Here is a 26,454-nt window from a genome sequence, read left to right as displayed (position 1 = left end):
CTTGTAAAAGGCAATATAAGTAAAGCGAAAGCAGGATGAACTTCTTAGTCAACTTATTCCGAATTTAAAATCATTCCGTCCTTCCGCTAATACATAGTCCTCCCCGTTCCAGACCAACGTACCCGGCAACCCTTGCGGAAGTTGGATGTCAATAATCCAATCCTCTCCTTCGCGGTCTACCTTCACTTCAATACAACCTTTTGAATGCGGCACTTTACCGTGCATGCTTGTTAGCTGCCCAGGCTGCGGACGAATTACAACAGATTGAAAGCCCATCGAAGCTGGACGAATGCCTAGCATATTTGTATAGAAATGATAGATTGGATGCGCCCCCCAGGCATGACAGTCTGAACGTGTAGCAGCCTGGAAAATTTCCGGTGTTGTCCGGAGCCCCTCTTCCTCCATATGAAGCCAAGGATGGAGTCTCTCCATCATTTTATCCCCATGCCCCGACGCGGCAAGCGCCTCTAACATATAATGATCGAAATAAATGCTCGTACGCATAATATCGTCGGCCTGCAGCATGACAGGTACGAGACGACGGGAGCGCACAGGAGCAATGGCATCACAAAGGATGGCAAGCACTTGGGTATGCTCGGAGTAATGCCGATGAGCCGTGTCGTCGGCGAACAATGTTCTTTGCTCGTTCCAGAACGTCTTCTGAACCCGGTCGCCTAATTCTTTGGCCATTCGCCCAGTTCTGCTTGCCAGCTCATCCTCGCCCAGATAGATCTCCAGCTTGGCCGTTAATTCCAATACATGAACGGCCAAAAGATTGTATGCCGCATTTAGCCGATCCGGCCCGTATGGCGGTTCACCATGGCTCCATGCCTCGTTTGCCGAAGTCTGCCAGTCCAGAAAGTTCCATGCCACCGGCAGCTTCACCAGACCGTCCGATGTGCGATGGCTGAGCAGCCGTTCCAATTCATCCCGGACACTGATCATTAGGTGACGTACCCATTCGCGGTCTCCTCGCCATAAAGCATAATCATAGACCATTGCAACCCACCAGAACGAAAATGTAGAGATATGTTTCCCCGCTTGATCCGGGTAAGCACAATTGACAAGTCCCAGATGGTTGTTGCGGGACGCTTGAAACATCTCCAGCGCCTTCCGCGGTAAGCGGTCGTCAAGTGTGCTGACATAGGTAACCAACGACTGAATGCGGGTATCTCCCACATACATCAGCTGTTCCCAATAAGGACAATCCATGTAAGTCTCATGCGAACACATTTGCAGCGTTCTGAACGATATGGCCATCGCTCGGTTGAGACGTTCATCACTGCTGTGGATAAAGCCTTCCATTGTCAGGGGATATCTCGTTTCCAGTAATGTAAGTTGCTCCACGCGGAGGGCGTCGCTTCCTGTTTCAATGATGAGTTCTGCGTACCGCCCCGCATGCCACCATAACGTTTCAAACTTTCGATGCGCTCCCCCATCCGGACGGAACGTGTCGCCAATGCCAATAAACCATTTGCCGGCAATCTCGTCCCTTTTTGTCTTCCTTTCGCCATTCGCCCCCTCATAAAGGGCCTCGGCCCAATGAAGCCGAATGACCGCGGATTTTCCGCCCGATACAACGAGTTCCGGATATAAACAATAATAGTTGCCTAAGTCCAAAATGATACGCCTGCGGGTGTGCACCGGAACCTCGACAGGGTCGCCCGTTAAGAGGCCGCCCCAGTTCGCGTGCTCCTCTGATAAATCAGAGCCTGTGTCGATCGGCTGACTGCCGGCCTCCAACACGCCGGCTTCCGCAATATATCGAACCGCTTTCGGATAGAACCGAACTTCCTGCATCGCGGGCAGAACAGCCGGGCGCATCAGGCGCTGCACAGATGAAAGATGATAGTTATTCTCTCTAAGCACAACATCTTCTTCAGGCTGTGCAAGCACCCAGCCGCCGCTTCCTCCCGACAACGCGTCCCAGTCAAAGGCGAAGCCGTCAATGTCCAGCTTAGCGCCTGTGCCGATACCGGAAGGCGTTGGAATGAACTGATAGCCGGGCATGGGCTTCGTCTCCCACCGGGCAATGCCAGTGCCCATCAGAGGCTCAAGCGCCTCCGCTTCCGGGCAGAGCAGGAAACCGGGCTGCACAGTGGCCTGAGCCCATGGCTTGTAAGGCCCCAGCGCCCAGCATCTCGCCATCCATTGATGTTCCCCTTCAGCGATCTCAACCTCATAGGTCTCATAAAACCAATTGCTGCGATCCCCCCGTTCGCTGCCCCGACCGATCCTCCGCTGGTCTAGGTATAGCTCATACCTTTCATCTCCCGATACATGTATACGCACTCGCATCGCTTCGCTTAACGTAAATGTGCAACGATACATCGTTACGAATGGAGGCTGTCCCGCTTCCGGGCAAGTCACCCAACGGCAGCGCCAAGCAGGCGTCTGTTCCCAAGGTTTCGTCATGATGGAATCCCCTTCAAATCAAAGTGTACACTTCAATACTTTCAGACCTACCTTACCGACGATAAGTCGCTGCATCAATCTACACTTCTTCGCCGGATTAACATGTACCCTCCAAGGCAAAAAAGCCCATTCCCACATTGCTCTGGGAATGGGCAAACCTTAGATAGCGTCTTCATACCGGCCGCTCCAGCTCGAACACCTCACCGAGCTGCGCATAGCTGTTGCCGGCGAGGCGGCTCACCGGCTGAAGCCGGCCCGCATCGATATGGCCCCGGCCATCGATCACATCCTCCGCGACGTGGAACTGCACGACGCGGCCAATCAACAGATCGGCGGTTGGCGCATCCGCGGTGCCGCCGAGCGGGATCGCCTGCTCCAGCACGCATTCCATGCGGATGGAGGCTTCGGCGATCCCCGGCACGGCGACGGCGAGGCTCGCCGCCGGCGTCAACCCCGCCAGCGCCGCTTCGCTCTCCTCCGGAGGGAGCGGCGCTGCGGTCGTATTGATAGCTCCAATATAGGAGCTATCCGCGATGTGCACGACGAACTCCCCCGTCGTGATGGCGTTGCGCGAGGTGTCCTTCCGGACACCTTGCTTGCGCTGGACCGACACCGCGACCATCGGGGGGTCCGCGGTGACAATGGTGAAGTAGCTGAACGGCGCCGCGTTCAGCACCCCACCCTCCGACAGCGTCGTCACGAACGCAATCGGTCTTGGAATAATGCTGCCGATCAGCAGCTTATAATTGTCGCGCTCGCTTTGCGAGGACGGATCAATGGCCCGCATTGCCATAACGTATCGGCCTCCCTTTGCCTTTTTCGCGGCTTACAGCCCGCTGCCTTTCATCCACTCCGCTGCGGCCATGACTTCCGAGCGCGTCAGCTGATGGCCGGCCGACTCCCAGTGCACTTGCACGTCGGCGCCGGCCGTGCTGAGCAGATCCTCCAGCTCGGTCGTTTCCTCCGGCGAGCAGATCGGATCATTGCGCCCAGCGCCGATAAATACCGGCACGTCCGTGAGATCCGGCAGCGCGATCCCGCGCCGCGGCACCATCGGATGATGCAAAATCGCCCCACGCAACGCATCCGGGTAGTGGAACAACAAGCTCCCGGCGATATTGGCGCCGTTGGAATAGCCAATCGCCACCAGATTACGGCGGTCAAACCCGTGCTCGGCCGCAGCCTCGTCAAGGAAATTGTACATCTCCGTCGTCCGGAAGATGAGGTCTTCTTCATCGAAGACGCCTTCCGCCAACCTGCGGAAAAAACGCGGCATGCCGTTCTCGAGCACATTTCCTCTGACACTCAGGACCGAGGACGTTGGGGAAATTGCTTGGGCGAGCGGGAGGAGATCCGTCTCCGTCCCGCCTGTGCCGTGAAAGAGCACCAAGACTGGCGCCGCAGCGTCCGAACCTTGCTGAAAGAGATGTCTCATTGTGCATCCTCCTCCAAAACCCGCACGGCAATCGGCGGCAGATTGCTCTCGATTTGATCGCGGTGCTCTTCAAACCAAGCGGGCAGCATGATTTTTTCGCCCAGCGCGTCCGGCTCTTCGTCGCGGGCAAAGCCTGGTGGATCTGTCGCGATCTCGAACAGGATGCCGCCTTCTTCGCGGAAGTAGATCGCGTTAAAATACTGACGATCGACGATCGGCGTCGGATGATAGCCTTGGCTTTCAACGTGGCTTCTCCAGAGCGCGTGCTCAGCATCATCTTTCGCCCGCCATGCGATATGGTGGACCGTGCCGGCGCCGCCAGCGCCGTAAGCCATCGGCGTGATGTTAATGTCGATGACGTTGCCGATGTCACCGTAAGCTTTGAACCGGGCATAGGCACCCTCTTGCCCGACTTTGGTCAGCCCCATCACGTGCTCCACGAGATGGGCGGTGCGATCCGGCGCTGTGCTGTAGAGCACCGCACCGCCGAAGCCTTTGATCGCGTGCTCGAGCGATACGCCGCCGAATGCCCACTGGCTCGGCGCTCCTTCAGCGCGCTCCACGATTTCAAGCTGCAGGCCATCGCGATCCGCGAACTGCAGGTAGGTTTCGCCAAAGCGTTCTGTCCGCTCGAACGCAACCCCGAATTGGCTCAGCCGCGCTTGCCAGAAGTCTAGGCTGCCTGTTGGAACAGCATAGGTTGTGATACCGACTTGACCGCCGCCGATGCGCCCTTTGCGCGAGCCCGCCCAAGGGAAAAAGGTAATAATCGTGCCAGGGCCGCCGATTTCATTCCCAAAGTAGAGGTGATATACTTCCGGTGCATCAAAGTTAATCGTTTTTTTCACCAAGCGAAGCCCGAGAATACCAGCATAAAAATCAACGGTTCCTTGCGCGCTTTGTACAAAAGCGGTGATATGGTGGATACCTGCGGTTTGTTGTTGTTGTTGTGTCATTTTCAGCCAACTCCTTTATAATTAAGAATCTTTATTTCAAGATATCAGGGGTTAAAAAAGTGACTTCCTATTGATATACCCTTTGCTCTGCTCATGCAACTTGACCATGCCCCTCGTTGACCGAATCATGTGCCTGGGACTTGCCTACGCATGGAAAGGATTCTACTTGAATCCTTCCTGCGCGTACTTGCCAAGCTTCTTGAGCAGCGCGCTAGCCACTCTTTGCTCATCGCGTGTGAGCCCGGCGACGGCCCCCTCAATCACTTCCGTGTGACTTGGAAATACCTCTTCAATAAACTGCTTGCCCTCCGCCGTAATCTCGGCAAAAACCAACCGCCGATCCTCTGCCGACGTGTTGCGGACGACGTAATTTTTCTTTACCAGCTTATCGACCACGTACGTAATATTCCCCGAACTCATAAGCACCTTGCTGCCAATTTGTTGAATCGGCTGCGGCCCCTTGTGATGCAACAGTTCAAGAACACCGAACTCCGTACGGTTCAAGCCGTGCTTGCGAATATCTCGATCGCCGTGGGCATTCACCCACTCGCTGGCGCGGGAGAGCGCAATGTATAAATCCAAGGCGATATTTTTATCGGAGATTTTGGCATCACTCATGTCGTTCACCTCGGTTTGTTTCGTTTAATATCTTGAATTAAAGATAATACAATTTGAGATAGATGTCAACAGTTAAAATGCATGTGTGAAAAAACTACAGAATTGAGGGGGGGGAGAAGTATGTAGAATGCGGGGCTGGAGGGAGAAGGAAGAATAGCGGGGCGAGCCCGTGATGGACGAAGTGTTGCAGTATGCGGAGACCGAAAGATCGTGATTCTCAGGCGTAACGGTTGCAGCAGCGCCTATATAGATGAAACTGGGCAGACTCCACCGATTTTGGTGCAAATAAGCGCTAGGGCAAACGTTACAAATTGGAATGACGGATTTTGAGAGCAATAAACGCTGTGGCGCCAGTGCCTCGGACCTGAACAAACAGGTGGTGAAGATAACTTGCCATTGCCTGCAATTGACCAACGGTGCATCAAAAAACACTGCACAAAGCAAGAAAAGCGTGCTAAAATTAGTCGATTTCATTCATTTTCATCATGAGTTTTCAAAAAAGATGGAGGAAGAACCATATGCAAGCTTCAAATGTAGTGTCCGGGACGATGGTGGAGAAAGATCGCTTCCCCATCTCCCTTTTATCCTTAACAGTCGGCGCGTTTGCTATTGGGATGACGGAATTCGTTATCATGGGTATTTTGCCCGGTGTGGCGGACAGCCTGCACGTTAGTATTTCCCAAGCCGGACAATTGATTACCGGCTATGCGCTTGGCGTTGCTTTCGGGGCGCCAATCTTGGCGATGCTGACCCACCGGCTGCCGCAAAAAAGGCTGCTCATCGTGCTCATGCTCATCTTCGTGCTAGGCAACGGGCTCGCCGCGGCAGCACCGAACTACAGCATAGTGATGCTCGCGCGCCTCATTACGGCGCTGGCGCACGGCACCTTCTTCGGCGTCGGCTCCGTCATCGCCGCTAGCCTTGTCCGCCCTGATAAGCGCGCGAGCGCCATCGCGATCATGATGTCCGGCCTCGCCATCGCCAATATCATCGGCGTGCCGCTTGGCACGTTCATCGGCCACAATCTTGGCTGGCGTGCCTCTTTTGTCTCTGTGATGATTATGGGTGTTATCTCACTTGTGGGCATACTAATTTTTATCCCGAACATCCAACAAAAAACGAACACCAGTCTCATGCAACAAGTGCGCGAATTAGTGAAGCCGAAGCTGTTGCTTGTTTTTCTCATCGGTGCACTGGGCTGCTCCAGTCTGTTCGCCGTCTTCACGTATATTGCGCCGATTCTGATTCAAATTACCGGCTTCTCGGAGAGTGCCGTGACGTGGATTCTGATTTTATTCGGCTGCGGTGTGACGCTCGGTAATATCATCGGCGGCAAGCTGGCGGATTGGAAGCTGCTCCCTTCGCTCGTAGTTAACTTCGCGGCGCTGGCGCTAATCCTGTGTGTCTTCGCCTTCACGGATCATGCCAAGGTCCCGGCGATTATTACGATTTTCGTCTGGGGCGTCGCCGCTTTCGGCATTCTGCCCGGTCTGCAAATTCGCATCATGAACCTAGCGAAAAAAGCCCCCGAGCTCGCCGCCACCTCCACCCATTCCGCCCTGAATCTGGGCAATGCGGGAGGCGCTTTTCTCGGCGGGTGGGCGATCACGCATCTCGGCCTCGCGTCGCTGCCTTGGATCGGTGCAGGCGTGACCGGACTCGGCTTTCTCCTTCTCCTGTGGAGCGTCCTCAGAGAGCGCAGCGCACGTTGATTCATAAGAAGGTTCGGGGATTTCCCCGGGCCTTTTTTTTCTTTTTCTCAGCATGTCTGCAACTTTCCGAGGACCGCTTCCGTTAGTTAGATCAGCATACGATTACATTTACATACAGAAAGGAAACAATCACACATGAAATCTGTAATGAAAAAAAGTTTGGCCATTCTCTCCGTAACCAGCGTGCTGGGAGCCGGCGCTGCGTACGCAGATGCCCCTGTCCCTGTAGCCGTCCCGATTAACGCTGTCGTGCCCATCTCGGCTCCTGTCCCAGCCCCTTACACGATCCAAGTCAATGGCAATGCGATTGAAGAGACTGGCTTTATGAAGCCTGCCGGCCAAGAACCGATGGTGCCGCTGCGCGCCGTGACCGAAAGTCTGGGCTTCGCACTGACATGGAATCCCGACACGTATGCCGTAGAATTGACCAAAGGTAACATCTATACGGTTGTTACGACAGGCAAGGATACGTACACGATCAATAAAATGCTGACCTCGCTCGGCACCGCGCCGGAATTGGTGGACAGCCGTCTGTATGTGCCGGCTTCTTTTGTCTCGAAAGTGCTGCACGGCTCCGTTGCAACGAAGGGCACTTCCATCTCCGTCTCGCTGAGCGACGAGGCCAAAAAGGTGCAATCCACCGGCGTCATCTCGACGATCCGCGTGAATGGCGATAACGCCGCCATCCACATTCAAGGCGCCGCCATGGACGGCATCGTGCTGAACGTGGGCAAAGACACCGTGTACCAGACGCTGGACGGCAAAACGCTCAGCCTCTCCGACCTGCACTCAGGCCTCACGGTGTCTGCGGAGCACTCGATGGCGATGGCGCAAAGCCTGCCGCCGCAGACCTACGCGACGAAGCTGACCGTGCTGGATACCGCGCTGCACGCCGGCACGGTAGGAACGGCCGGCACGATCGAAGACGTGCGCGAGAACGGCAGCCTGCTGGTGAAAGGCAGCGGCTTGACCGAGACGGCACCGGACGAAGTCGTGCTGCAGCTGGGTGAGGACACCGCCGTCGTGGACCCGAACGGCGAGCCGGTCGATAAAGCCGCGCTGGTGAAAGGCGCGTCTGTCATTGGCTTTTACGGCCCGGCTCTGACGAAGAGCCTGCCGCCGATCGGCAACGCCTGGAAAGTCGTCGTCGTGCCGACGGAAGAGTAATGTGAGGCCGCCCTCCTTGGTGAGGGCGGTTTTTCCATTTGCGTGGGGAGCTGCGAGGAGGTGTCGTTCGCTCCACAAGCTGCTCGGAAGGCGTTTTTCCGCATCCGCACGGGGAACTGCGCAGGCCTGGAGCTTTACATCTCTCGGAGTCGGCAGCCGCGCAGCAAACGGATTCCTGCGAATCAGCAGGCATTTCTCACCACAATGGCGGTTTCCCTAATAAACCTGCGATAAGGCAGTTTTTTGGACAAATTTGCTCAGGTAAGGGGGCCCTCGCCCAAAATGCCTGCCATTTCGCAGGCATTCCATCGAATCAGGAGGGAACGGAGAAAAATTCCTGCCTTTTTGCAGGCTTGATCGATGCCTCACCCGAATGCCATTTCGCCCTCCCCCAAATGTAACCGCTCCCACTCTTATCAGCGCCACGCCGCCCCGATCTTTCCCTTTCCAGACGGATGAACACTGTCCAAAGCCAGCGTTTTTTGGTACAATAACTGAAAATTCAATCGTATAAGGGGATTCATATGGAATACATTAGTACGCGCGGCAAAGTAGCACCTCTCGGCTTCATCGATGCGATCTTAATGGGACTCGCCAACGACGGCGGCTTGCTCGTTCCCAAGGTGATCCCGCAGTTGTCGGCTGACACGTTCAAACAATGGCAAAAGCTCTCCTACCCCGAGCTAGCGCTTGAAATTTTCTCGCTGTACACGGAAGGCGAAATTCCACGCGACGAGCTGAAAAAGCTGGTCGACGACAGCTACGGCACGTTCCGCGATGCGGAAGTGACGCCGGTCAAGAAGCTGTCGGACAGCACGTACGTGCTCGAATTGTTCCACGGCCCAACCTTTGCGTTCAAGGACATTGCGCTGCAATTCCTTGGCAATCTGTACGGCTACGTCTCGCGCAGAACGAACTCGATCATTCACATCCTCGGCGCAACGTCCGGCGATACCGGCGCGTCGGCGATCGAAGGCGTGCGCGGCAAGGAAGGCATCCGCATCTGTATTCTGCACCCGCACCAGAAGGTCAGCAAGGTACAGGAGCTGCAAATGACGACGGTGAACGACGCGAATGTGCTGAACCTGTCCGTCGAAGGCACCTTCGACGACTGCCAGCGCATCATTAAGGAGCTTTTCGCCGACGTGGCGTTCAAGGAGCGCTATCATCTGCGCGCGATCAACTCCATCAACATTGCGCGTATCCTCGCGCAAACGGTGTACTACTTCTACGCCTACTTCCAAGTGGCGAAAGACAACGCCGCCATTGCAGGCAGCAACGTGAACTTCAGCGTGCCGACGGGCAATTTCGGCGATATTTTTGCCGGCTACCTCGCGCAAAAAATGGGGCTGCCGATCAACAAACTCATTCTCGCAACGAATGAGAACAACATCCTCGAGCGCTTCGTGAAAGAAGGCGTGTACCAGCCGGGCGAGTTCCGCGGCACGTACAGCCCGTCCATGGACATCCAGGTGGCGAGCAACTTCGAGCGCTACTTGTTCTACTTGTATGGCGAGGACACAGAGGCCGTTACAACGCTGATGGCGCAGTTTAAAGCAGAAGGCCGCATTGTGATCCCTGCTGACAAACTGGAAGCCGTACAGGCCGATTTCGCGGCTTACGGCGTACAGAACGAGGAGTGTCTCGACACGATCAGCGGCTACTACAGCAAGTACGACTACTTGCTCGACCCGCATACCGCTTGCGGCATCGCTGCAGCCGACCAATTGGCGACGCCCGGCGAGATCACGGTGACGCTGTCCACGGCGCACCCGGCCAAATTCGACGAGTCGATCCGCCTCCGCGGCATCCAGCAGACGTATCCGGAGCAGATTCAGGCGCTGTTCGAGAAGCCGCAGTTCCAGAAGGTCGTCGGCGGCTCCAACGACGCGATCAAAGACGAGCTTGTTAATTTCTTCTAAGCAGTCCATGCATTAGTAAACGCCCATCCCGAGAAGGATGGCCCATCCCTTTAGCTTCGTCCGCCCTGCCTCGTCAAGGCGACTCCAACCTCCAGCCCCTACCGGCGGCTGGAGGTTTTTCATTTTGAAATCGGTCTCTAGACTGAAAAGGTTCTCTCCCTAGGTCGGAGGACACTTGGACGAACGCCGTGCTATACTGGGTTCAATGAAAACTAATGAGCAGGAGTGAGTGACTTGAGTATGAATATGAATCGCAGCGCATTCATCGGCCCGATCTTGATTTTGCTTGGCGTGTTTCTATTTCTAAAAGGGGAAGTCACGTTCAGCACGGGTTCGATTTTCGCGAATTTCTGGCCGACGCTGTTCGTCATTCCGGTTGGGGTGTTCTTCCACTGGCTGTACTTCTTCATCCTGCAGCGCAGAGGCGTTGGCGTTCTCGTGCCAGGCGGCATCCTGCTGACAGCCGGAATCGTGTGCCAGCTTTCCACCCTTTTCAACATCTGGGGCCTAATGTGGCCGGGTTTTATGATGGCGGTCGCCGTCGGCTTGTTCGAGCTGTACTGGTTCGGCGGAAGAAACCGGTATTTGCTGATTCCGATTAACATTTTGGCCGTGATGTCGCTGCTGTTCTTCGCGATTTTCTCGATCGGTTCGCTGCTCAGCAGCGTGTTCCACAACCAATCCATCATTGCGATCGCACTGATCGTAGTGGGCGGCGCCATGATGCTGATGCGGGGTCGCTCGTAGGGCGACTCAAACCGCAAACAAGAAAAAGGCCATTCCGGACTTACCGGAGCGGCCTTTCTTTGTATTTTCCAAGGATAACAGCATCCCGCTCATGCACGCTCAAAATATGTGTGAGATACGCCTGCTCCCCCTCGCGCGTTAACTCCCCGAATCGGGCGTTCAGCCCCGACCAGCCTTCCAGCGTATCCTCTTTGTAGCGGCCTGCCACATACGCCTTGGCCAACTCTTTATTGGACCAGAATTCTATCTTTTGGCCCGTCTGATCCCTTAGTTGCTCTACAAGCAGCATGAGAAAAAGCTTTTGAAAATCCGTATTCTCCGGCACATCCACATACCCATCGGAGAAAACGACCGTCGTCCCCGGCTCTTTGTGCCCGATCACTTCGACCTGCAAGCTGTATCGACCATGGAGCAGCGAACTGAGAAAAGAGGCCCCCTGCGCCTGATCGTTCCGATACGTCGGGTCCGCATTCTGAATTTCCACGGTGTTCGTCTGCTCGTTCCAATTCACGCTGGCACCAAGCGCTTCGGCAACCGCCCTCGCCGATGTCATCGTCGTGCCGTCCTTCGCCACTTCAACCGGGGTGTGCAGGAGTTGCTGATTTACCGCCACCTGCCTGCCCTTCGGCAACACCTCCGAGGCGTACGCTGCCGAAGCCGCAACCAGCACCGCACCGGCGCTAACGCCAAGCACCCATTTTTTCACCCGCACACGCTCCACGCTCCTCTCAGCAGCCGTCTCTTACTCTCAGTATATGCGAGATTTGTCCATTTCAGATGCATCGATTTGGATTTCGGCATAAAAGAGGCCAAGCCTCGGAAATGTCTTACCTTGTTAGGCAGAGGGAATCCGTTGTACAATGATAGTAAGAAAGTTGGAAAATCACATTTTCCGATTGTCACGTTTTTAGATTTTATGAATATCTTAATAGAAAGGTGGAAATCCTGATGGCAAATGCCGCTTGGAAAGAGGTGTCCAACGTGCAAAAGTTCGTTCGTCTCCGAAAAAAAGCTCAATTAACCATTCCCACCGAAATTGTAGAACTGCTGCATTTGAATGAAGGCGATAATTTGAATATTCAGGTTGAGGATGGGCGCATCATCCTGATTCCAACAGTCACGATTGCGAAAGATCAGGCGTGGTTTTGGACGGAATCTTGGCAGCAAGGAGAGCGGCAGGCAGAGAGGGATGCAGAAAAAGGCCGCTTGACCGACATCTCGGATGAAAAAGAGCTGGACGCTTTTTTCGACTCCTTGGATAAATAATGGCGCAATTAAGACTGACAGACAATTTTAAAGAAAAGCTCGTCGAACTGGATAGCCAGTCTAGGAAAGCGATCCAAAAGGCGCTGCGCATCATGCTGGACAATCCGCGCCATCCCTCGCTGCGGACCAAGAAAATGGAAGGGCATGACCATATCTTTGAGGCTAGCGCTAACATGGATATCCGTATGACCTTCCACTATGAAAAGCCGGACACGATTGTCCTGCGCAATTGCGGACACCATGATGAGGCCTTGCGAAATCCATAAAAAAGAGACTTAGCTCCACCGAGCCAAGTCTCTTTTCTGTTATCCCGCCACGACATTCTCTTCGGCGGCAGATTTTTTGATTTGCTTGCTGCGCAGCTGCCCGCAGGCGGCGTCGATGTCCGTGCCGTGCTCGAGGCGCACGGAGACGGATATGCCTTGCTTTTTCAGCGTATCGTAAAAAGCTCTCACCACTTCCCGATCCGTCCGCTGGTACTGGCTATGCTCGTCGACCGGGTTGTACGGGATCAGGTTCACGTTCGCCAGCTGGCTGATGTGTCCGATCAGCTCGGCAAGCTCAAGCGCATGCTCCCGCTGGTCGTTGACATCCTTGAGCAGGATATACTCAATCGTCACGCGGCGCTTTGTCCGCATGAGGTAATACTCAATCGCTTCCATCAGCGTCTCGATCGGAATCGCGTTGTTGATCTTCATGATGCGCGAGCGAAGGGCGTTGTTCGGCGCATGCAGCGAAATCGCGAGGTTGACCTTCAGGTCGGAGTCCGCGAATTCCTTGATCTTTTTGGCCAAACCGCTCGTCGACACCGTGATATGGCGCGCCGCGAGATCCAGGCCCTTCTGATCCTTCACGATGCGGATGAAATTCGTCATATTCACGAAGTTATCAAACGGCTCGCCAATGCCCATGACGACGATGTGGCTGACGCGATCGCCTGCACCCGCTTCGTCCAGCATAAACTGCGCGCGCATGATTTGTTCCACGATTTCCGCCGCGGACAAGTCCCGGCTCTTCGCCAGAAGCCCGCTCGCACAGAAGCTGCAGCCAATGTTGCACCCGACCTGCGTCGTCACACAGACGGAGAGACCGAATTTGTGGCGCATGAGCACCGTTTCAATCAGGTTGCCATCCTGCAACTTGAACAGAAACTTGTTCGTGCCATCCGCCGACTCCTGCCGCGTGTGCTGGGTTAAGGTGCCGATGACCCAGTTTTCCTCCAGGCACGCGAGGCAGTCTGCTTTCAGGTCCGTCATATCCGCAAAAGCATGCACCCGCTTGCGGTACAAATAGTCCCAGACGAGCAGGGCGCGGGATTTTTTGAAGCCTTTTTCTTGCAGCCACAGGACCAGTTGGTCGAAGGTTAATCCATATATGGAAGGTTTGTTCATAGCCTTTATCCTCTTTTCGAGACTCCGTTACATTCCACGAGTACTTCTTAGTATTGTGCCAAAAATCTTCCCTGAACACAAGGGGCGCGGGCGTAACAAGCACCAGCCTACACAAGAAAAAAAGGCGCCCACCAGTTTAAGTTTAACCCGGGGCACCTCGACATTTAAGCTTCTTCTTTCAGACCGTACGGAATGCAAAGCGGCACGCCGGCTCTTTGATCCACGATCACATCGGCCAAAATCCCAAACACATCCATCAGCATCGTCGGCGTCACAACCTCAAGCGGGCTGCCTTCGTACACCACTTTGCCGGATTTGATCGCGATCAAATGATCCGCGTAACGCGTCGCATGGTTCAAATCGTGCACGACCATGACGATGGTCGTTTTGTGCTGCTCGTTGATCTCTTTGAGCAAGCAGAGCACTTCGAGCTGATGCGCCATATCGAGGTACGTCGTCGGCTCGTCGAGGAACAGCATGTCGGTTTGCTGCGCAAGCGCCATCGCAATCCACACCCGCTGGCGCTGACCGCCGGACAGATGGTCGATTGGGCGATCCTTGAACGCCGTCATGCCCGTCACTTCAAAAGCCCAGTTGATGATGTCGCGATCCGCGCTCGTCATCTTCTGGAAGCCGCGCTGATGCGGGAAGCGGCCGTAGCCGACCAGTTCTTCTGCCGTGATGCCTTCCGGCGCCGTCGGGGACTGCGGCAGAATCGCCAGCTTCTTGGCGATATCCTTCGTGGATTGATGATGGATCGAGTGTCCATCCAGATACACCGTGCCGTTCGTCGGCTTCAGCAAACGCGACATCGCTTTGAGAATCGTTGATTTGCCGGATCCATTCGCGCCGACGAGCGCTGTGATTGTACCCGTTGGAATCTCGACATTAAGGTCATTGATAATATTCAGTTTCTCATAGGAAACGTGCAGCTGTTCCGTATAAATCCGTGTAGCGGTCGATTGCAAGGCGAACATCCCCTTCGGCTCAAATATGTACAGAAGAATGCCATACTAACATTTCGATCTATTCCAATTATCAGTAATGATAATCATTATCACTTGAATTGTCAAGAACTTCTCGCTGGAAAAAGTGAGCCCCCGGCATCCTTAGACACCGGGGGCTCACTTCTTACACCTTAAATCGCGAAACCGCCTCCTGCAGCTCCGTCGACATGCTGCTCAGTCCCGACGCGGTGCGCGATACCTCGGCGATCGTCGAGAGCTGGCGCTCGGACGCGGTCGCGACGGTCTGCGTCAGCTCCGTCGTCATCCGCGTCAGGTCGGCCATCTCGACGATGCCGGCCAGCACCTCCTCCGAGGATGCCGACATCTGCTCGGACACGGCCGACACCTCGGCCATCTGGTCCACGACCTGCTGCACGGTCGCGGCCAGCGCCTTGAACGTACCGTCGGTCTGCTCGACGACGGCCTGCATCGCCTCGACCTCGGCGAGTCCGCGGTCCATGGCCACGACGGCCGCTTCCGTCTCCGACTGGACGCGCTCCACGAGGTCGGCAATGCGCTCCGTCGCCTGCTTCGATTGATCCGCCAGCTTGCGGATCTCACCGGAGACGACGACAAAGCCCTTGCCGTGCTCGCCGGCCCGCACCGCCTCAATAGAGGCGTTCAATGCGAGCAGATTCGTTTGCTTCGTCACCGTCGAGATGAGCACGGTGATGTCACCAATTTCCTCCGACAGCTGCTTCAAGCTGTGAAGCGCCGATACCGCCTGCTGCACCGAGCCGAGCGCTTCGGTAATTTGCTTCAGGTTATTCTGCATGCGCTCATTGCCTTCTTCCGTACGCACATGCGCGTGCTCCGACAAATCCGTTGCATGCCCGGCCGATTCCGCCACGCGCTGGATGCCGACGGCCATTTCGTTCATCGCCAGCGAACTTTCCTGCGTGCCTTGCAGCTGCTGCTCCGACTGCGTCGCCAGACGCCCCATCATGCCGGAGACCGTCTCCGTCGAGGCCGACGACGATTGCGCGCCGGCAATCAGCGTTTCCGAAGCAGACGATACTTGCTGAGCCGCTTGACCGATGTGCTGAACGAGTGATCGAAGGTTCGTTATCATATCTTTAAAATGATTGCCGAGCAGTGCAAGCTCATCCTTTCGACGACTGTACGGCATATCCGCGACAGACAAATCGCCTTGCGATGCGGCCTGCATCAGCTTCAACAGCGGGCGGACCGGGCGCATCAGTAAACGCACCACGGTCGAGATGAACGCCATGCCCACGACCAGCGCGATCAAGCCGGTCCAGATCGATTCCATTAAATAGCCGTGCATTTGTTTCTGAAGAATGCTGTAATCATAATCAAGCCCCGCAAAAGCAACCAGCTTGCCGTCCTTGTCTCGAATCGCACTCACCGCACTGACCCAAGTGCCCAGCGAATCCTCATAGACGCCTGTGATACCGAAGCCCGTTTTTTCCGCAGCCTCCAGCGCATCGCGAAGCTCCTTCTCCGGCACATACGGCTCAGCCGGCTTCTCGTCCACATACAGATTCGCGTTGGACAACAAGTTCAGCAGCGCAGGCTCGCCATCAGACGTGATCCAGTCCGGGTAGAACAAATACGCGTTCTCCACCAGTTCACTAGCCGACACGCGGTCCATATCCTGCTGGACCTCGACGACTTCCGGTACGGTTTTGTAGGCCTCCTGATTTTTTTTGAGTTCAACTTTGGACTTCTCGATATTGTCGATCTTCTGTACTAACGGCGCGTGAAAAATCTCCTCCATCGCAGTCAGCTCATCCGTCATTTGCCCCTGATGCTGCGTATAGGAAATGTAAGTGAGCAGGACACAGAGGATAATGTAGCACGTCGCGGTTAACGCGGAGATTTTGAACGCAATGGACCGAAAATAAGAAACGGACGACGTCTTGCCAGGCTTTTGCGGTTGTGGCATGGTTAACAAAGCACCTCCAAAAATGTCCAACGAAAGCTTAATGAAAATGGCTTGCAATTTACAAAATAGGTCAACAGTCCCTTATATTTCGACAAAGTTTTTGGGAATTCCTGCCCATTATTTTGTAAATTTTGAGGCCGTCCGCTCCGTTCAGAGCGTTTGCGCCAGCCGGTATTGCTTTGGCGTTTGGCCTGTCCATTTTTTGAACGCGTTCTGAAAGGCGCTCGGCTCCGAAAAGCCAAGCAAATAGGCCACTTCGGAGATTTTGTAGCCGGGCTTCGCCAAATAGCTCGCGGCAAGCTCCTGCCGGACGCGGTTCAGCATTTCCTGGTAGGTCGTCTGCTCCTGCTGCAGCTTCGCCTGCAGACTGCGCGTGCTCATCGCGAACGCCGCCGCAGCTTCCCCCAGTGCGGGCAAGCCGCCGGGCATGCTTTTTAACATCCACGCGTACAGCTCATCCGAGAAAAGGCGTCCGCGCAGCAGCCGGTCCTTCACCTCTTCCGCGATCCCTTCGAAAGTCGCATGCAGCTGGCTGTCGGCAAAGAGTACCGGATAGGCGAAAATCTCCATCGGATATCGCAGCCGATTGCTCTGCCGTCCGAACCGCGGGACGATGCCGAGCACACGGTGGTATTCTTCTTCGGCTGCCCCTCGCCCGTGCGCAAAATTCGCCTCCAACAAAGGAATCGACCGGCAGCTAAGCCGCTGCAGGATGTGATGGATGGAGCTTGCAATGTCCTCGACGCAGTGCCGGGTCGGCGGGTGCTGTGTATGCTGATAAGCCAGCGTGATCCAGACAGCCTCCCCGTCCTGCTCCCAATCCACGTGAAAACCACTGCACACAATGGCGTTATATTTGCCGTAAGCCCCCATGGCTTGGCCCAGCGTCTGGGAATGCTGCATCACGTAGCCGACAACGCCGAGATCGGACACCTCCATCGCCTGACCCTGATGCAAGCCGAACGCACAATCTCCCGTCATCTCCGCGGCGAGAATGGTGAGCCTTTCAAATGCTTCGTTTGTCAGGCGGGCATCAATTTGCTTCAGCAGCGCAGGGTCGATGCCCGCCTCGCGAAGCAGCTCCCCTTGGTCAAGGCCGCTGAAGACGCATCTTTTTAAAATGGGATGCACAAACGAAATCGACACCCCGCTCGCCGGACTCCTATTCATCGTTAAGCTTCTCCTTTTTGCACGTTTGCGCATGTTTTTCGCGTGATTGATCCTATTGCGATACCGCCCTGTGACGTATGATTTCTATATCTTACCACGCAGGGAAGCCGCAGTTGAATAGCAAGACGGCTACGAGCGGCAGCCGCTGCGCATAACAAGGAGGAACGACCCCCATGCCATCCCGTATCGCGATTATTCAAGGACACCCTTATACCGAAAGCTACTGCGCTGCCCTCGCGGCAGCCTATACAAAAGGCGCGCTGAGCAGCGGAGCCGAAATCCGTCATATCAACGTGGGCACTCTGCAGTTCGAACCTAATTTGGCCTACGGTTACTCGAAGCGCATGGAGCTGGAAGATGACCTGCTCGCGGCGCAGGACACGATTCTCTGGGCCGATCACCTGGTCTTCGTGTATCCGACGTGGTGGGGAACGATCCCTGCCCTGTTAAAAGGCTTCATCGACCGCACCTTCCTCCCCGGGTTCGCATTCCAAAAACGCGCAGGCTCCGTGCTGTGGGACAAGCTGCTGCAGGGCAAGTCTGCGCGGCTCCTCGTGACGATGGATACGCCGTCCTGGTACAACCGCCTCGTCTACCGGCAGGGCGGCCATCATGTGATGAAGCGTGCAACGCTTCAATACTGCGGGGTGAAACCCGTGCGCATCACCGAACTGACGCCGGTCAGCAGTTCCACGCCTCAGCAGCGGGAGCGGTGGCTGGTGAAAGCCGAGCAGCTGGGGCATAAGCGGGCTTAGATACGCACTGTTGTGCTTGGCAGTAGTCGAATGCCACGTTGCCCCTTTGCGAATCAACTATTGACGTGATGTCAGGTATAACTGATAATTGTTCTCAGTGGGATGTCTGTCAGTGAGCTTAGGCAAGGCGGCCTCCACTAAAATACCGCTTGGAGGAAATGCCATGCTTATTCAACAGAGAACAATTGTTGTGCAGCCAGGGAATGCCGAAAAGGTTGTGGAGCGTTTTAGCAAGGAAGGGCCGCTGGACGGCATGGAAGGTCTGATCGACGTGACCGTGATGGTCAATAAGAAGAATAAGGAGACGGAAGAAGTCGTCGTTTTCATTCGTTGGGAATCTGAAGAGGCGTGGAAGAACTGGGAGAAAAGCCCGGCCCATCTCGAAGGCCACCGCAACGCCCGCGGCCAACAGCCGCCGGACTATGTGGTCAGCTCCACGGTGAAAATGTTTGAAGTGAAGAAGGTCCGCCCCGGCCAGTTCCGCCAGCAGCAGGAAGCTTAAGTATAGCAAGACCCCCGGCTCACGCCTATCGCGATGGCCGCAAGGTGGTTGGATCGCTGGCGATAAGACCGCCGCTTAGATGCCTGCGGTCGGCAGGGGGAGCCAAATGGGACAGCACGGGGCTGTGTGCGGTCGGTGGGAATCAAATGGGCTGTATGAAACTGCATGGGGCAGCTCTCTTAGGGCACAACCTGCAAAAAGTACACGTAAATTACCCCAAAACCGAAGAATTGGGGCAAGATCCTGCATTTCTTACAGTAAAAAATACGGCCGTTCGCCCATTTGGGGGATTTCCCCTAATTTCATATCTGATTTACTGTAGGATATGCAGGAAAATCCGCAGCTTTGCCGCTCCTGTGCATGATTTGCTGTAGGAAATACAGGAAACTGCTGGGCGACGCAGAGGCTAACCGCTTAACTTACTGGCACCCCGCCACCGTCATCAACACGAACCCGCCGGCTTATGCCGGCGTTTTGGCGTCGGTGACGGGACGCACTGCCGCGAGCCTTGCCGCCTTTCGCCCCCTACACTCCATGCAGCGCATCGAGCGCGGCCTGCTCGTCGGCGACAAAGAAGAAGTGCCGCCCGTGGTTGCATTCGTAAATAAAATCGCGCAGGCTTTTGCTGTCATACTGCGAAAAGTCACCGACAATGGCCAGCTTCACATGATAATTGGTGAACTTCTGCAAAATATCGCCCGCCAGCTTCGTGCGCAGCTCAAAAAAATCCTCCGTCAGGTTCTCCTTCCGGATCACGATTTTATCGCAATCGTGAGCGTATCTCACGTTCGCCATAAGGTCCAGCGCATCCTGCACCTCGCGGATCAGCACGTCGCCGCTCTCTACAATCGCGACTTCGGACGTGCCTTTTTGATTCACAGTAATGTTCATGTTGCTACCTCCCTTTACTTGCTCATGATTGCGCGTATCGCCAAAACAGGATCATGACGTCACAACCGGCTCCGCCTCGTCCTTCTTATTCAAGACATTGTCCTCCAACACGGCAGACAAATCCCCATGCTCGATAATGATGTGCCGCTCTCCCCATGAACACAAGGAATCCAGAATCGGCTTCAGACTCATGCCATACTCCGTCAGCTCATATTCCACCTTCGGTGGCACCTGATTGTAGACGATGCGGCGCAGGATGCCGTCTTCCTCAAGCTCTCGAAGCTGCTGCGTCAGCATTTTTTGCGTGATGCGCGGCATGAGGCGTTTGAAGTCGCTGGTGCGCTTTTTGCCATGGGTCAAGTGGCACAAAATCACACATTTCCACTTGCCGCCGATCACCTCGAGCGTTGCCTCCACACCGATATTGTACAGCTTATTGCTCATATGCGTCTCCCTCCTGCGTGTGCGTATAGGCACTAAAAAGTACCTACAGCACTTAAAAGTACGTACTGTTCTTTCTGGTCGGAATATCTGATAATAGCATCTACCGGCCGGGATTTACAAGTACTGTTGTTAGGAGTGAACCACACATGGAGCCCAAGAAGAAATCCACGATGGCGCTGCTCGCCCTCGCAGTTAGCGCCTTTGCTATTGGCACAACCGAGTTTATCAGTGTCGGACTGCTTCCGCTTATCGCTGAAGACCTTCATATAGCCCTCACGACGGCGGGCCTTACCGTCACCTTATACGCCCTTGGGGTCACCTTCGGAGCCCCCGTGCTCACGTCGCTGACCTCCACCGTTTCCCGCAAAACGCTGCTGCTCTGGATTATGACGGTGTTCATCATCGGCAATCTGCTCGCCGCGACGGCAGGCAGCGTCGCGGTGCTGCTCATCGCCCGCATCGTGTCCGCGCTGGCGCACGGCGTGTTCATGTCGATCGGGTCCACGATCGCCGCCGATCTCGTTCCGGAGAACCGCAGGGCGAGCGCGATAGCGCTCATGTTCTCCGGCTTAACGGTCGCCACCGTCACCGGGGTGCCGCTCGGCACATACCTCGGCCAGCAGCTGGGCTGGCGGGCCGCGTTCTTCGCGATCGCCGCCGTCGGCGTGCTGGCGTTGATCGCGAACCTGGTCTTGGTGTCCGCGAAGCTGCGCCGCGGCACCAAGACGAAGCTCGCCGTGCAGCTGAAGCTGGTCGCCAGCCCGCGGCTGCTGCTCGCTTTGGCCATGACCGCCCTGGGATATGGCGGGACGTTCGTCGTTTTTACGTACTTGTCTCCCCTGCTGCATGACATCGCAGGGTTTCAAGAGCGCACCGTTGCGCTCATCCTCCTCGTGTACGGCATCGCCATCGCGATTGGCAACGTCGTCGGAGGACGCGCCGCGAACCACAAGCCGAGCAAAGCCTTGCTCGTCATGTTTCTCGCGCAGGCCATCGTGCTGTTCGTCCTGATGTTCACCGCGCCGTTCAAAGTCGCGGGCTTAATCACCATTTTTTCGCTCGGATTACTTGCCTTCATGAGCGTGCCGGGCCTGCAAATCTATGTCGTACAGCTAGCCGAGCAATTCGCGCCTGAGGCCAAGGACGTGGCATCCGCTTTTAACATTGCGGCGTTCAATGCCGGCATTGCCATCGGCGCCTCCCTCGGCGGCTTCGTAACCGATCATCTCGGCCTGATTCACACAACATGGGTCGGCGGTTTGATGGTTCTCGGGGCTGTGGGGCTCACAGCATGGAGCCGTTCCCTGGAAAAATCCGTATCTGCACAACCGCAGCAACAGCCACATCAACAACACACCCAACCACTAGGAGGTCTTTCTCAATGAGCAACCACACGATTCAAAACATACAAGATACCGTCGCCCTGCATAACGGCGTTCAGATGCCGCGCCTAGGTCTTGGCGTTTTTCAAGTCGCCGACGGCCCGGAGGTGGTCGATTCGGTGAAAGCCGCAATCGGCACGGGCTACCGCAGCATCGACACGGCTGCGATCTATGGCAATGAAGCGAGCGTAGGGCAAGGGCTGCGCGAAGCCATCGCCGAGCACGGTGTGGCGCGTGAGGCACTTTTTGTCACGTCGAAGGTGTGGAACGCCGACCTCGGGTATGAAGCAACGCTAGCGGCCTACGAGGCGAGCTTGCAGAAGCTCGGTCTGGAACAGCTCGACCTGTACCTGATCCACTGGCCGGTCGAAGGCAAATACAGCGAGGCTTGGCGGGCGCTGGAAGATCTGTACCTCGCTGGACGTGTCCGCGCCATCGGCGTCAGCAACTTCCACGTGCACCATCTCGAGACGCTGATGCAGACGGCCCGCATCAAGCCGATGGTGAACCAGGTCGAGCTGCACCCGCTGCTCTCGCAGCAGGAGCTCGACCCATACTGCCGCGAACGCGGTATCCAGCTTGAAGCGTGGTCGCCGCTCATGCAGGGGCAGCTGCTGGAGCACCCGGTGCTGCAAGCGATCGGCGCGCGCCACGGCAAATCGGTGGCGCAAGTCATTCTGCGCTGGGATCTGCAGCGCGGCATTGTAACCATTCCGAAATCGACGAAACCGCACCGCATTCAGGAGAATGCGTCCCTGTTCGATTTCGAGCTTTCCGCGGCGGAGATGCAGGCCATCGACGCCTTGAACGAGAACCGGCGCGTGGGCCCGGATCCGGACAATTTTGATTTTTAAGCGCTGCCGGTTGAGTGAATAATTTCCAGTCATCTCGCAGAAAGTACATCTATCCAATACAGGAAGGACGTACCACGAGACATGGACAATAAGGAAACCACCACGGGCAATGAACCCGCTTCAATGACGCTGACGAACCGACAGGGCCACCCGATTTCCGATAATCAGAACATCCGGACGGTCGGCAGTCGCGGCCCTTCGACGCTCGAGAATTACCATTATATCGAGAAAATTTCGCATTTTGACCGGGAGCGCTTGCCGGAGCGTGTCGTGCATGCCCGCGGGGCAGGGGCTCATGGCTATTTTGAAGCGTACGGCAAAGTCGGCGACGAGCCGGTCAGCAAGTACACCCGTGCCAAGCTGTTTCAAGAGGCGGGCAAGCAGACGCCGGTGTTTGTGCGATTTTCGACGGTGGTGCATGGCACCTATTCGCCGGAAACTTTCCGCGACCCGCGCGGGTTTGCAACGAAATTTTATACGGAGGACGGCAACTGGGATTTGGTCGGCAATAATCTGAAAATCTTTTTCATCCGTGACCCGTTGAAATTCCCTGACATGGTGCACGCATTCCGACCGGATCCCGTGACGAACCTGCAGAACCCAGAGCGCATGTTCGATTTCGTGTCCAACTCGCCGGAGGCGACGCACATGATTACGTTCGTGTTCTCGCCGTGGGGCATTCCCGCCAACTATCGGCAGATGCAAGGGTCGGGTGTCAACACGTATAAGTGGGTCAACAAGGACGGCGCGGCGGTGCTGGTGAAGTATCACTGGGAGCCGGTAAATCAGGAGATCAAGAATCTGACGCAAGCGGAAGCGGAGGCCATTCAGGCGAAAAACGTCAACCACGCCACGCAAGATCTGTACGAAGCGATTGAGCGCGGCGACTACCCCGAGTGGGAGTTGTGCGTACAGATTCTAAGCGATGACGAGCACCCTGAGCTCGACTTCGACCCGCTGGATCCGACGAAGCTGTGGGATCATGAGAAGTTTCCATTTTTGAAGGTAGGCAAAATGGTGCTCGACCGCAACCCGGCGAATTATTTTGCCGAAGTGGAGCAAGTGGCCTTCGGCACCGGCGTCCTCGTGGACGGACTCGATTTCTCTGACGACAAGCTGCTGCAAGGCCGGACGTTCTCGTACTCCGATACCCAGCGGTACCGCGTGGGTACGAATTATTTGCAATTGCCCATCAATGCCCCGAAGTCGCCGGTGGCGACGAATCAGCGGGATGGGCAGATGGCGTACATGGTGGATCAGGGCACGCGCCAGAATCCCCATGTGAACTACGAGCCGTCGTCGCTCGGCGGCTTGCAAGAGGCCGTGCCATCGGGCAAGGAGCATCAGCCGATGTACAATGATAAGTTAGTGCGGGAGAAGATCTCCCGCACGAATGATTTTGCGCAGGCGGGCGATACGTACCGCAAGTTCGAAGATTGGGAGCGCGATGAGCTGATTGCCAATCTGGTGGGCGCGCTCAAGATCTGTGCACCGATCATCCAGGAGAAGATGATCTCGTATTTTACGCAGGCGGATGCCGATTACGGCCGCCGCGTGAAGGAAGGCTTGGCGCAGGCCAAGGTGGATCAGGCGCACCTCGGCTCCGCCGAGGAAAAGGCCGGCGCGGCGATCGCGGCCAGCGCCGGGCAGAAGACGGACGGATATTGATCCGTCCGTCCTGCTCAACCAACCCTCCCGAAGGTTCGGGAGGGTTTTTCTATTGCTGCGGCGGTACTCGGAGCGCGGGCATCAGCCAGCAAGCAGCGGCCATCAGGCAGCGGACGAGACGGGAACCTGCATTTTGTGCAGGTAATCGTAGGGTGAGATGGTCTTATTGCTCATTTACCTGCAAAATGTACATGTAAAATCGCCCACATGAGCCGAAAACGGGGTAAAATCCGCAGTTTCGCTAAAGTTACATGCAGGTTTTACAGGTAATCGTCGATTTCCCATAATTTTGAGCAGAAGACCTGTAGTTTTTGCAGCTATTTAGTGCACTCGAGGGGCTGGCAGACTGGCCCTCGGCCATGGCATCACAGCACCGCAGAACTACTTTTCTCCCATCTTTAAGCTGGCATTAAGATTATCTTAACGATTTTCCGATAGAATAAAGATAATCTACTATTCTAACGCAAAGGCAGGTGACGCCGATGTCGGTCTCGTCGCTATTTTCCTCCTTCCCCGTGCTGTATACCAAACGGTTGATGCTGCGACAGATGGAGGCATCGGATGCTGAGGAAATTTTCACCTACTATCGCAATCCTCATGTGACGGAGCATCTGGATTGGCACGGCCCCGCTTCCGTGGAAAACACGCGTGAGCTGATTGCTGCCTGGAATCAAGCTTATGCCGATCGGCGCATTATTCCGTGGGGCATTTCGATGAGCGCCGCCAGCCGATCGAACATTCTGGGCACGATACTGCTGATGCCGACGCGCGGGGCTTTTGACGATACGCCGCAGTATCCGCTGACCGTCGGGTATGATCTGAACGCCGAATACTGGAACAAAGGCATCATGTCCGAAGCGCTGCAAGCCGTCATCGGCTTCTCTCGCGAGCATCTCGGGCCGCGCCGCATTCAGGCGGAGGTGTACCCCGAGAATACGTCCTCGCTCAAGCTGCTGAAGAAGCTCGGCTTCGAGGAGGAAGGCCTCCTGCGGCAATATATGATGCATGAAGTGACCAAGCAATTGCTCGATGTCGTCATGCTGGCTTTGCTTTTTTGACAGGCGTCGCTACTCGTACGCGAAAGAACCTCAGCCCCCACGGATATGTGGAGGGTGAGGTTCTTTTCATGACAAACACTATATTTTTCCCATTGCCTCTTGCACAGCCCCAATCACCCGATCGCACCATGCGTCGAATTCCGGATCTTCCACCTGCAGCTCGGGATGCGCCAGAATGTTCGCCACCGTCCCCTTGATCCCTTGATCGAAGCGTGTAGTCGCTACGTAATCCGGCACCAACCGCTTCAGCTTCGCGTTGTCGAACACGACGGAATTGGCCTTGTCGCCAAGCAGTCCTCCGCGGAAGTCATATGTGCTGCTCGCCGCCAGCAGTTCCGATGCCACGTGCACCGCCTGCAGCTTCACGCCGAGCGCATCCGCAATCGCCGCATAAATCTGATTCCACGTTACCGTCTCGTCCGATGTAATCTGAACCGCCTCGCCGATCGCGTGCGCATTGCCCATCAGCCCGATGAACCCTTTCGCAAAATCGCGATTATGCGTCATAGTCCAAAGTGACGTGCCGTCGCCGTGAATGATGACCGGTTTGCCTTCGAGCATGCGCTTCGCCACTTGCCAGCTGCCCTTGCGGCCATGGACGCCCAGCGGAATCGACCGCTCGTCGTACGTGTGGCTCGGCCTGACAATCGTGATCGGGAAGCCCTCTTCGCGGTACATCTTGATCAGGTATTCCTCGCAGGCGATTTTATTTCGGGAGTATGCCCAGTATGGGTTGGACAGCGGCGTCCCCTCCGTGATCCGGTAGTCGGAAAGCGGCGTCTGGTACGCCGAAGCGGAGGAGATGAAAATAAACTGCTTCGTCTTCCCCTTGAACAGCCGGTAATCCCGCTCCAACTGCGACGGCTCAAACGCGATAAAATCCGCCACCACGTCGAACGTCAAATCCTTAATGAGCGTCGCAATCTGCGCCTCATCCTGGATGTCGCCCTGCAGCAGCTTCACGCCCTCCGGCAGCGCGCTGTTCCGGATCCCTCTATTGATCAAATATAGCTCGCACCCGTTTGCCGCCAGCTGCTTCGTAATGGCCGAACTGATCGTGCCGGTACCGCCGATGAACAATGCTCTCAACGTGTATTCGCCTCCGTTATCGTGTTAATCGTGACCCTAACGGATTCGACACAGACGCCTTCTCTTCCTTGCTGTCGACCATAAAAGCAGCCTAAA

General features: G+C 55.7%; 25 protein-coding genes. 12 read left to right on the top strand and 13 right to left on the bottom strand.

The annotated features are described in order from the left end of the window. Positions 1–48: 48 nt before the first annotated feature. The 5 genes from ABE504_RS27345 to ABE504_RS27325 form a co-directional block, all read right to left on the bottom strand. A complete protein-coding gene (locus ABE504_RS27345; protein WP_430094973.1) occupies positions 49–2,415 on the bottom strand; it encodes an alpha-L-rhamnosidase C-terminal domain-containing protein in 2,367 nt (788 codons plus the stop codon). Between the two features lie 172 nt (positions 2,416–2,587). After that, the gene (locus ABE504_RS27340; RefSeq protein ID WP_430095090.1) at positions 2,588–3,202 is read right to left on the bottom strand and encodes a flavin reductase family protein; all 615 of its coding nucleotides are present in this window, start codon (positions 3,200–3,202) and stop codon (positions 2,588–2,590) included. A gap of 39 nt (positions 3,203–3,241) precedes the next feature. After that, positions 3,242–3,850, bottom strand: coding sequence for an alpha/beta hydrolase (locus ABE504_RS27335; RefSeq protein WP_430094971.1), 609 nt, complete (start codon positions 3,848–3,850; stop codon positions 3,242–3,244). Then, positions 3,847–4,806, bottom strand: a complete 960-nt coding sequence (locus ABE504_RS27330; RefSeq protein WP_430094969.1) for a ring-cleaving dioxygenase — start codon at positions 4,804–4,806, stop codon at positions 3,847–3,849. The genes ABE504_RS27335 and ABE504_RS27330 overlap by 4 nt, the downstream gene beginning before the upstream one ends. A gap of 162 nt (positions 4,807–4,968) precedes the next feature. Next, positions 4,969–5,424 carry a MarR family winged helix-turn-helix transcriptional regulator gene (locus ABE504_RS27325; RefSeq protein WP_430094968.1) on the bottom strand — a complete coding sequence of 152 codons (456 nt, stop codon included), beginning with the start codon at positions 5,422–5,424 and terminating at the stop codon, positions 4,969–4,971. Positions 5,425–5,942: 518 nt separating this feature from the next. On the opposite strand from ABE504_RS27325, the gene ABE504_RS27320 reads away from it, so the two are divergent. The 4 genes from ABE504_RS27320 (at position 5,943) to ABE504_RS27305 (ending at position 10,972) form a co-directional block, all read left to right on the top strand. Next, complete coding sequence (locus ABE504_RS27320) at positions 5,943–7,136, top strand: MFS transporter (RefSeq protein WP_430094966.1); 1,194 nt, start codon at positions 5,943–5,945, stop codon at positions 7,134–7,136. Between the two features lie 135 nt (positions 7,137–7,271). Then, entirely contained in the window at positions 7,272–8,303 is a 1,032-nt protein-coding gene (locus ABE504_RS27315) for a copper amine oxidase N-terminal domain-containing protein (protein ID WP_430094965.1), read from the top strand. Between the two features lie 524 nt (positions 8,304–8,827). After that, the gene (gene thrC, locus ABE504_RS27310) at positions 8,828–10,225 is read left to right on the top strand and encodes a threonine synthase (protein WP_430094963.1); all 1,398 of its coding nucleotides are present in this window, start codon (positions 8,828–8,830) and stop codon (positions 10,223–10,225) included. A gap of 246 nt (positions 10,226–10,471) precedes the next feature. Continuing rightward, positions 10,472–10,972, top strand: a complete 501-nt coding sequence (locus tag ABE504_RS27305; protein WP_430095088.1) for a hypothetical protein — start codon at positions 10,472–10,474, stop codon at positions 10,970–10,972. 40 nt (positions 10,973–11,012) lie between these two features. Here ABE504_RS27305 and ABE504_RS27300 read toward each other — a convergent pair whose 3' ends face one another. Beyond that, positions 11,013–11,684, bottom strand: a complete 672-nt coding sequence (locus ABE504_RS27300) for a stalk domain-containing protein (RefSeq protein WP_430094962.1) — start codon at positions 11,682–11,684, stop codon at positions 11,013–11,015. A 236-nt stretch (positions 11,685–11,920) separates the two neighbouring features. Between ABE504_RS27300 and ABE504_RS27295 the strand changes: the two genes are divergently transcribed. Together ABE504_RS27295 and ABE504_RS27290 are read left to right on the top strand one after the other, a co-directional pair. Then, a complete protein-coding gene (locus ABE504_RS27295) occupies positions 11,921–12,238 on the top strand; it encodes an AbrB/MazE/SpoVT family DNA-binding domain-containing protein (RefSeq protein ID WP_430094960.1) in 318 nt (105 codons plus the stop codon). Next, complete coding sequence (locus ABE504_RS27290; RefSeq protein WP_430094958.1) at positions 12,238–12,504, top strand: cytotoxin; 267 nt, start codon at positions 12,238–12,240, stop codon at positions 12,502–12,504. The genes ABE504_RS27295 and ABE504_RS27290 overlap by 1 nt, the downstream gene beginning before the upstream one ends. 39 nt (positions 12,505–12,543) lie before the next feature. Here the strand turns inward: ABE504_RS27290 and rlmN are convergent, their stop codons facing one another. The 4 genes from rlmN to ABE504_RS27270 form a co-directional block, all read right to left on the bottom strand. Beyond that, positions 12,544–13,629: a 23S rRNA (adenine(2503)-C(2))-methyltransferase RlmN gene (rlmN, locus tag ABE504_RS27285; RefSeq protein ID WP_430094957.1), complete on the bottom strand. Its 1,086-nt coding sequence runs from the start codon at positions 13,627–13,629 to the stop codon at positions 12,544–12,546. A 164-nt stretch (positions 13,630–13,793) separates the two neighbouring features. Then, entirely contained in the window at positions 13,794–14,597 is an 804-nt protein-coding gene (locus ABE504_RS27280) for an ABC transporter ATP-binding protein (RefSeq protein ID WP_430094955.1), read from the bottom strand. A 163-nt stretch (positions 14,598–14,760) separates the two neighbouring features. Beyond that, the gene (locus ABE504_RS27275; RefSeq protein ID WP_430094953.1) at positions 14,761–16,545 is read right to left on the bottom strand and encodes a methyl-accepting chemotaxis protein; all 1,785 of its coding nucleotides are present in this window, start codon (positions 16,543–16,545) and stop codon (positions 14,761–14,763) included. Between the two features lie 150 nt (positions 16,546–16,695). After that, entirely contained in the window at positions 16,696–17,715 is a 1,020-nt protein-coding gene (locus tag ABE504_RS27270; protein ID WP_430094951.1) for an AraC family transcriptional regulator, read from the bottom strand. A gap of 173 nt (positions 17,716–17,888) precedes the next feature. Here ABE504_RS27270 and ABE504_RS27265 point away from each other — a divergent pair, with 173 nt between their 5' ends. Together ABE504_RS27265 and ABE504_RS27260 are read left to right on the top strand one after the other, a co-directional pair. Beyond that, positions 17,889–18,470 (top strand): NAD(P)H-dependent oxidoreductase, encoded by a 582-nt coding sequence (locus ABE504_RS27265; RefSeq protein WP_430094949.1) that lies wholly within the window; start codon positions 17,889–17,891, stop codon positions 18,468–18,470. 163 nt (positions 18,471–18,633) lie between these two features. Beyond that, complete coding sequence (locus tag ABE504_RS27260) at positions 18,634–18,972, top strand: antibiotic biosynthesis monooxygenase (protein WP_430094947.1); 339 nt, start codon at positions 18,634–18,636, stop codon at positions 18,970–18,972. Positions 18,973–19,497: 525 nt separating this feature from the next. On the opposite strand, the gene ABE504_RS27255 is transcribed toward ABE504_RS27260, so the two are convergent. Together ABE504_RS27255 and ABE504_RS27250 are read right to left on the bottom strand one after the other, a co-directional pair. Beyond that, positions 19,498–19,863, bottom strand: coding sequence for a DUF4180 domain-containing protein (locus tag ABE504_RS27255; RefSeq protein WP_430094945.1), 366 nt, complete (start codon positions 19,861–19,863; stop codon positions 19,498–19,500). 51 nt (positions 19,864–19,914) lie between these two features. After that, the gene (locus ABE504_RS27250; protein ID WP_430094943.1) at positions 19,915–20,307 is read right to left on the bottom strand and encodes a winged helix-turn-helix transcriptional regulator; all 393 of its coding nucleotides are present in this window, start codon (positions 20,305–20,307) and stop codon (positions 19,915–19,917) included. Positions 20,308–20,453: 146 nt separating this feature from the next. On the opposite strand from ABE504_RS27250, the gene ABE504_RS27245 reads away from it, so the two are divergent. From ABE504_RS27245 to ABE504_RS27230, 4 genes are all read left to right on the top strand, one after another. After that, complete coding sequence (locus ABE504_RS27245; RefSeq protein WP_430094942.1) at positions 20,454–21,692, top strand: MFS transporter; 1,239 nt, start codon at positions 20,454–20,456, stop codon at positions 21,690–21,692. After that, complete coding sequence (locus tag ABE504_RS27240) at positions 21,689–22,543, top strand: aldo/keto reductase (protein WP_430094940.1); 855 nt, start codon at positions 21,689–21,691, stop codon at positions 22,541–22,543. Before ABE504_RS27245 ends, ABE504_RS27240 begins: the two co-directional genes overlap by 4 nt. 81 nt (positions 22,544–22,624) lie before the next feature. After that, positions 22,625–24,211 carry a catalase gene (locus ABE504_RS27235; RefSeq protein WP_430094938.1) on the top strand — a complete coding sequence of 529 codons (1,587 nt, stop codon included), beginning with the start codon at positions 22,625–22,627 and terminating at the stop codon, positions 24,209–24,211. 482 nt (positions 24,212–24,693) lie between these two features. Then, complete coding sequence (locus ABE504_RS27230) at positions 24,694–25,269, top strand: GNAT family N-acetyltransferase (protein ID WP_430094936.1); 576 nt, start codon at positions 24,694–24,696, stop codon at positions 25,267–25,269. A 78-nt stretch (positions 25,270–25,347) separates the two neighbouring features. Here ABE504_RS27230 and ABE504_RS27225 read toward each other — a convergent pair whose 3' ends face one another. Beyond that, positions 25,348–26,358 carry an SDR family oxidoreductase gene (locus ABE504_RS27225; protein WP_430094934.1) on the bottom strand — a complete coding sequence of 337 codons (1,011 nt, stop codon included), beginning with the start codon at positions 26,356–26,358 and terminating at the stop codon, positions 25,348–25,350. Positions 26,359–26,454 lie beyond the last annotated feature (96 nt).

Source organism: Paenibacillus oryzisoli (assembly GCF_050467285.1).
Lineage (GTDB): Bacteria > Bacillota > Bacilli > Paenibacillales > NBRC-103111 > Paenibacillus_E > Paenibacillus_E oryzisoli_A.
This window is presented reverse-complemented; position numbering and strand designations above follow the sequence as displayed.